Source organism: Inquilinus sp. (assembly GCF_057815775.1).
Genome location: NZ_JBYRFX010000482.1, coordinates 1 through 7,490 on the forward strand (window position 1 = coordinate 1; position 7,490 = coordinate 7,490).

At 69.0% G+C, this 7,490-nt stretch carries 6 protein-coding genes; 4 read left to right on the top strand and 2 right to left on the bottom strand.

Going from position 1 to position 7,490, the window contains the following annotated elements; all coding sequences use genetic code 11:
* The coding region (locus tag AC3XYG_RS17125) for a UTRA domain-containing protein (protein WP_489141059.1) at positions 1-429 on the top strand (429 nt) is incomplete at its 5' end.
* Here AC3XYG_RS17125 and AC3XYG_RS17130 read toward each other — a convergent pair.
* The gene (locus tag AC3XYG_RS17130; protein WP_489141060.1) at positions 426-1,796 is read right to left on the bottom strand and encodes a purine-cytosine permease family protein; all 1,371 of its coding nucleotides are present in this window, start codon (positions 1,794-1,796) and stop codon (positions 426-428) included. The two genes, AC3XYG_RS17125 and AC3XYG_RS17130, sit on opposite strands and share 4 nt — an antisense overlap.
* Positions 1,797-2,098: 302 nt before the next feature.
* Here AC3XYG_RS17130 and AC3XYG_RS17135 point away from each other — a divergent pair, with 302 nt between their 5' ends.
* Positions 2,099-3,586 carry a class I SAM-dependent methyltransferase gene (locus AC3XYG_RS17135; RefSeq protein ID WP_489141061.1) on the top strand — a complete coding sequence of 496 codons (1,488 nt, stop codon included), beginning with the start codon at positions 2,099-2,101 and terminating at the stop codon, positions 3,584-3,586.
* 104 nt (positions 3,587-3,690) lie between these two features.
* Positions 3,691-5,178 (top strand): class I SAM-dependent methyltransferase, encoded by a 1,488-nt coding sequence (locus tag AC3XYG_RS17140; RefSeq protein WP_489141062.1) that lies wholly within the window; start codon positions 3,691-3,693, stop codon positions 5,176-5,178.
* Between the two features lie 24 nt (positions 5,179-5,202).
* Here the strand turns inward: AC3XYG_RS17140 and AC3XYG_RS17145 are convergent, their stop codons facing one another.
* Positions 5,203-6,714, bottom strand: coding sequence for an aromatic amino acid lyase (locus AC3XYG_RS17145; protein ID WP_489141063.1), 1,512 nt, complete (start codon positions 6,712-6,714; stop codon positions 5,203-5,205).
* A 223-nt stretch (positions 6,715-6,937) separates the two neighbouring features.
* Between AC3XYG_RS17145 and AC3XYG_RS17150 the strand changes: the two genes are divergently transcribed.
* A complete protein-coding gene (locus AC3XYG_RS17150; RefSeq protein ID WP_489141064.1) occupies positions 6,938-7,393 on the top strand; it encodes a VOC family protein in 456 nt (151 codons plus the stop codon).
* Positions 7,394-7,490 lie beyond the last annotated feature (97 nt).

The window sequence follows — 7,490 nt, forward strand, 5'->3', positions numbered from 1 at the left end:
ATGCTGCTGCGGCCGGAGACGGTGACGGCCGAGACGGCGGAGCGGTTCGAGCTGCCGGAGGGGGCGGCGATCGCCCATTCCATCCTCGTCCATCATGAGGACGGCGTGCCGATCCTGCTGGAGGACCGCCATGTCCGGCTGGAGACGGCGCCGCATTACCTCACGCAGGACTTCACCCGGATCACGCCGCACGATTACCTGATGCAGCAGGCGCCGCTGTCCGAGGGCGAGCATGTGGTCGAGGCGGTGCTGGCCGAGCCGTGGGAGCGCGAACACCTGAAGATCGGCCGGCACGAACCCTGCCTGCTGGTGCATCGCCGCACCTGGTCGTCCGGCCACCTCGTCAGCGTCGCCCGGCTGCTGTTCCCGGGCTCGCGCTACCGCATCGGTGGCCGGTTCTCCCGCCGGCCGGCCGCCGCCGCGGCCTAAAGACGAACGACGCTGCGCCGGGCCGCGATCCAGTAGACCAGCGCGGTCGCGACCAGGCCGACGATCCAGGAAATGTCGGTGCCGCCAAGCGTGTCCACCAGCGGGCCGGTGTAGAAGGTCGTGTTGACGAACGGGATCTGCACCAGGACGCCGAAGACATAGCAGCCGAGGCCGACGACGTTCCATCGGCCGTAGCGCCCGTTCGGGTCGTAGATCGCCGCCACGTCATAGCGTTCCTTGCTGATGAAGTAGTAGTCGACCAGGTTGATGGCGCTCCACGGCGTGAAGAACGTCAGCAGGAACAGCAGGAAGCTGAAGAACTGGTTGAGGAAGTTGTCGCGTTCGACCAGGGCTAGCCACAGCGTCAGCGCGATCATGACCAGGACATAGAGCAGGCGGTTGAACCAGGACAGCCGCACCTCGCCGCGGAAGCCGCCGATCACGGTCGCGATCGACATCACGCTGCCATAGGCGTTCAGCGTGGTGATGGTGACCTTGCCGAAGCCGATGGCGAAATACAGCAGTGCCGCGATCGTGCCGGTGGCGCCGAGGCCGACGATGAACGGCACCTGCTGGCCATGGCCGAAGCGGGCACCGGCCAGGGCCGCGGCGAAGACGCCGAAGGTCATCGCCACCTGGGCGCCGATCACCGAGCCGAGCCAGACCGCCCAGAAGGTGCGCCGGTGCGAGGTCTGGCGCGGCAGGTAGCGTGAGTAGTCGGCGACATAGGGGCCGAAGGCGATCTGCCACGACGCCGACAGCGACATGGCGAGCAGGAACTGGGCGACCGAGAAGTGCTCGTTCGACAGCAGGCCGCCGATGTCCTGGTCGCTGACGAGGCGGATGAACATATAGGCGAAGGCGATGATGCCGACCACGCTGGCGACCCGCCCGACAGCATGGATCGCGCGGTAGCCCAGGATGGCGAAGACGACGATGACGGCGGCAAAGATCAGGATCCCGGCCGGCAGGGAGGCGCCGGTCAGCGCCGAGATCGCCTGGCCCGACAGCACCATGCCGGTGGCGGAGAAGCCGATATACATCAGGCAGACCATGACGATCGGAATGGCGGCGCCATAGACGCCGAACTGCACCCGGCTGGAGATCATCTGCGGCAGGCCGAGCTGGGGGCCCTGGGCACCGTGCAGCGCCATCACCGCGCCGCCGAGCATCTGGCCGATCAGCAGGCCGACCAGGGACCAGACAACGTCGCCGCCCAGCACCACGGCCAGCGACCCGGTGATGATGGTGGAGATCTGCAGGTTGGCGGCGAGCCACAGCGTGAACTGGCCGAACGGCCGGCCATGGCGCTCGTTCTCCGGGATGAAGTCGATGGCCCGCCGCTCGATCAAACTATTGTTTTGCATTCTTGGGAGTCCTTGGAAGTCCCGCTGATCGGGATCTCCGGCCACCGCAGCGCGGGAAGGGAGGGATGTCAAACGTTTACGCCCCGATCGCCCGGCCGGGCGCTGCATCGGACCGATGCGGATTTGGCGGAGGCATGGCCCAGCGCCTTTTGCCATGCCGGGACCTGTCCCCGAGTCAGATATCAAATCCCGATAGGGCCATTCCGGAAGCGCATGAGCACCGGCCGGGCGGGCGGTGGCATTGTGGCGGCGGCGCCGAGGGACCCGCGATAGGTGCGGGCGGGTGCCTCTGGAGACCGTTCATGGCCTGGAATGACGGCTACGTCGCGGATGTGGCATACGCGCCCGGGTATTATCGGCAGCAATCGCCGGACCATCTGGCCCTGTGCTGCCTGCTCGCGGGGACGATGCCGGTGTCGCGCCCGGGCGGGCGGCTGACCTATCTGGAGCTGGGCTGCGGCCGGGGGCGGGGAGCGCTGTGCCTGGCCGCCAGCAACCCGGATTGGCGGGTCATCGCCATCGACTTCATGCCGGGCCATATCGCCGAAGCGCGCGAAATGGCAGCGGCCGCGGAGATCGACAACATCGAGTTCCTCGAGGCCGACATCGCCACGCTGGATCCGGCCACCCTGCCGGAGCTGGATGTCGTCAGCGCGCACGGGCTGTGGGCCTGGGTCTCGGACACGGTGAAGGCCGGCGTCGTCCGCATCCTGTCCGATCGCCTTCGCCCGGGCGGCATCGTGCATCTCAGCTACAATTCGCTGCCGGCCTGGCAGAAGGCGATCGGCTTCCAGCGCCTGCTGCGGACCGCGGGGGATATCGGCGGCGGCCGCAGCGACCGCAGGGCGGCCCAGGGCCTGGAGCTGGCCCGGAAGCTGGCCGGTGCCGGTGCCATCCATCTCGACCAGAACGCCATGGAGGCGCTGGCGACGCAGTATCCGCCCGAGATCCTGCCGGAATATCTCGCCCATGAATACATGAACGGCCATTGGCGGCCGCGCTTCCATGGCGAAGTGGCAGCGGCGCTGGCCGAGGCGAAGCTCGACTATGTCGCCTCGGGCGATATCTTCGAGAACTTCCCCGAACTGATCCTGACGGTGGAGCAGCGCGCGATCTATGACGGCATCGAGGATTCCGCGCTGCGGGAGCTGGCGAAGGACATGTGCTTGAAGCGTGGGTTGCGCCACGACATCTTCGTGCGCGGGCAGCGCCGGATCAGCCGGGGAGAGCGCGACGCGGCGCTCAACAATCTCCATGTCATGCTGACGTGTCCGGCCGCGGAGTTCGTCTACGAAATCAACCTGCCGATGGGAACCGCGGGCATCGACAACGCCGTGTTCGGGCCGGTGGTCACGGCGCTGAGCCAGGGGCCGCAGCGGGTCGGTGGCCTGATGGCGTTGCCGGAGGTCCGCGGGAAGCTGCAGGATCCGGCGGAACTGATCGGCATGCTGATCGGATCCGCCCAGGTGACGACCGTGGCGCGGCCGGAAGCCGGACTCGGCGAGGCGGCGGCGCGGCTCAATCACCAGCTCGGCCTCCGCGTCCTGCAGGGCGAAACAGTGCGGGGCGCTTTGGCCAGCCTGCGGCTCGGCGGCGGCCTGTATTGCGGCGACAACGACTATGTCGCGGTGTCGCTGATTCACCAGCTGGGCCGGGACGCCTCGGCCGAGCGCTGGGCCAATGCCCTGGGAATGCCGGCGGATTCGCCGGAGCGGCCGTCCTTCGTGAAGGCCGCAGCCAATCGCAAGCGTCTCCAGTCACCCATCTGGCAGCATGCCGGAATCATCTGAGCCGAACTGTAGGCATCGATCCGTGACTGCAGGCCCCGAGACCGTGCCGGATACGAAGCCGAGAGGCCTGCAGCGGGTGCGGGCGGGCACCCTGGAGGCAGTTCATGGCCTGGAATGACGGCTACGTCGCGGATGTCGCTTACGCGCCCGGATATTACCGGGAGCAATCGCCGGATCATCTGGCGCTGTGCTGCCTGCTCGCGGGCGTGGTCCCGGTGTCGCGTCCGGCCGGGGGGCTGACCTATCTGGAGCTCGGCTGCGGTCGCGGGCGGGGCGCGATGTGCCTGGCCGCCAGCAACCCGGACTGGCGGGTCATCGCCATCGACTTCATGCCGGCCCATATCGCCGAAGCGCGCGAGATGGCCGCCGCCGCGGGGATCGACAACATCGAATTCCTCGAGGCCGACATCTCCACCCTCGATCCCGCCACCCTGCCGGAGCTGGACATCGTCAGCGGCCACGGGCTGTGGACCTGGGTGTCGGAAACGGTGAAGGCCGGCGTCGTCCGCATCCTGTCCGATCGCCTTCGTTCGGGCGGCATCGTGCATCTCAGCTACAACACCCTGCCGGCCTGGCAGAAATCGCTCGGCTTCCAGCGCCTGCTGCGGACCGCGGGGGATATCGGCGGCGGCCGCAGCGACCGCAAGGCCATGCTGGGCCTGGATCTCGCCCGCAAGCTGGCCGGCGCCGGCGCCATCCACCTCGACCAGGATGCCATGGAAGCCCTGGCGACGCAGTGCCCGCCCGAGATCCTGCCGGAATACCTGGCGCATGAATACATGAACGGCCACTGGCGGCCCTGCTTCCATGGCGAGGTGGCGGCGGCGCTGGCCGAGGCGAAGCTCGACTACGTCGCCTCGGGCGAGATCTTCGAGAACTTCCCCGAGCTGATCCTGGCGGCGGAGCAGCGCGCGATCCAGGACGGCATCGAGGATTCCACCCTGCGCGAGCTGGTGAAGGATCTGTGCCTGAAGCGCGGGCTGCGCCACGACATCTATATGCGCGGGCAGCGCCAGATCAGCCGGGCGGACCGCGACGCGGCACTCGCCAGCCTTCACCTCGCGCTGACGCGTTCGGCCGAGGAATTTGTCTACGAACTCATCCTGCCGGCCGGAACCGCCGCCATAGACACCGGCCTGTTCGGGCCGGTGGTCGCGGCGCTGAGCCAGGGGCCGTGCCGGGTCGGTGACCTCATGGCGCTGCCGGAGCTCGGTGGACGGCTGCGCGACCCGGCGGAGTTGGTCGGCATGCTGGTCGGATCCGCCCAGGTCACGACCGTGGCGCGCCCGGAAGCGGGACTCGGCGCGGCGGCGGCCCGGCTCAATCACGAGATCGGCCTGCGCGTGCTGCGGGGGGAGCCGGCGCGGGGCGCCCTGGCCAGCCTGCGGCTGGGCGGCGGCCTGTATTGCGAGGACAACGACTATGTAGCGGTGTCGCTGATCCGGCAGCTGGGCCGCGAGGCCCCGACCGAGCGCTGGGCCGATGCGCTGGGAATGACGCCGGATTCGCCGGAGCGGCCGTCCTTCGTCGGGGCTGCCGCCGAGCGCCATCGGCTCTTCGCGCCCATCTGGCAGCACGCCGGCATCATCTGAACCCGGCCTGGCGCCGAGGCGGGGCTAACGCTCCGCCGGCGTCTCCCAGGCGCGCAGCCAGCCCTCGATCGGCGCCAGGTCGAACGGGGTCTCGCCCTCGCTGCCGATCGGCAGCAGCGGCCGCAGGGCGCGGTAGGGGTCGCGCAGGCCGCGGCCCAGCCCGTCCACCGGCAGGTCTCGGCGGGCGATGGCCCAGGCGGCGACCGCGGCTTCCGTCGCCACCGCCGACCAGGCGGCGTCGAGTTGGCGCTCGGTCTCCTCGACCGCGAAGGGCGCCATGCCGCCGACATCCTCGACCCCGTCGCAGATCTGGCCGCGGTAATGCGGCGTCACCGGCTGTGCCGCGATCTTGGTGGCGGCGACCTTTGCCGCGGCGATGTGGCCGAGATTGAGGAACTGCACCCCGCCGCTGACGCCGCCTTCGGCCGCCAGCCCGGTGGGCAGGCCGCTGAAGGACGGCCATTGCAGCTTGTGCACCCGTTCGCCCGAGGCCTCGACCGCCTTGGCCACGGCCAGCCGCAGCGCGTCGAGCGACACCGACAGCAGCGTCGTCTCCATGCTGCCATGCGAGGCAATGGCGTCGCCGGCGCTGTCGACCAGCGGGTTGTCGGCGACGGCGTTCAGCTCGCACTCCCAAACGCTCCAGGCCCAGGCCAGGGTGGCGTGGGCGGCGCCGTTGATCTGCGGCACGCAGCGCAGGCTCAAGGGATCCTGCAGCAGCCGCGGGCCGTCCACCCGCCACAGCACGCTGTCCTCCAGCAGCCGGCGCAGGGCGCGGCCGGAGACGATGTGGCCGGGCTGCGGGTGCGCCCGCTCCACCAGCGCCGACCAGGCGCCAGGATTGCCGCGGAAGCCTTCCAGCGACAGGGCGGCGACGAGGTCGAGCGCGTCGAGCAGCCGCTTGGCGTCGGCCAGGGCCAAGGCGCCGGCGGCCAGGGTCAGGGCGTTGTTGTTCAGGAGGGACATCGCCTCCTTCGCCGCCAGCCGGTCCAGCGGGGCCAGCGATGCGGTGCCGACAGTCCCGTCCGAGGCGCGGCCGACCAGCGGCAGCGCCAGTTGCGACATGGCGACGATGTCGGAGGCGCCGACCGAACTGCCATAGCGCACATCCGGTGCGACGCCGGCATTGGCACGGCCGAGCTGGGCTTCGCACAGCACCGGCCGCACCCCGGAATAGCCGCGGGCATAGCCGTTCAGCAGCACCGCCAGCGCGGCGCGGGCGGTGTGGGCCGGCACCTTGCGGCCGGGGGCCAGCGTGGCGTGGCCGGTCAGCACCCGGAGGTTGAACTCGGCCTCCTGCCGCGGGTCGATCGCGAAATCCTTCTGCGACCCGAAGCCGGTGGTGATGCCATAGGCCGGAATGCCGCTGTCGACGATGCGGTCGACCACGGCGCGGGCCGCGCCGATCCGCGCCCAGGCCTCGTCGGATAGTGCCAGCCGCGTGCCGCCGGCGGCGAAGCGTGCCAGGGCCGCGATGCCGAGGCTGTCGCCGTCGAGGGTCAGGAAGGCCGTGTCGGCCGTGGGCATATGGCTCATGATTCAAGGGCTCGGTGTGATCCTGGCCGGATCAATAGGGCAGGGCGGACCGTTATGCGGACAGCCGTACGTCGTCGGCTGTCTCGCCGGCGACAGGCGGGCTGTCGCCGGCCGTGCAAAAAAATCGCAGCGGCCTGTCGGGAGGATGGCCGCTCATTCGTTCTTGGGGGGAAGGCCCTTCACTCAGGGCCAGGTTTCAGCTTCAACGTGAAAGGAACACGTCATGGCCAAGAACACGATTTGCGTCTGGTACGACAAGGATGCCGAAGCGGCTGCCCGTTTCTACGCCGAGGTCTTTCCCGACAGCGCAGTGACCGCCGTCCACCCCGCCCCCAGCGACTATCCATCCGGCAAGAAGGGCGACGTGCTGACGGTCGAATTCACAGTGGCTGGCGTTGCTTGTATCGGCCTCAACGGCGGTCCCATATTCAAGCAAAGCGAAGCCTTCTCGTTCCAGATTTCCACCGAGGACCAGGACGAGACCGACCGCTACTGGAACGCCATCGTCGGCAATGGCGGCCAGGAGAGCGCGTGCGGCTGGTGCAAGGACAAATGGGGTGTTTCCTGGCAGATCACGCCGCGCGTGCTGGTGGAAGCACTGGCGGCCGGCGGCGATGAAGCCAGGCGCGCGTTCGAGGCGATGATGGGCATGGCCAAGATCGACATCGCCGCGATCTAGGCCGCCCGGCGCGGCTGACGTCCCCGAACGATTGTGGGTCCTCAAAGATCGTTTGAAAAACGGGATGACAGTTTAAGGCGGTCCATACCCTGGAGAT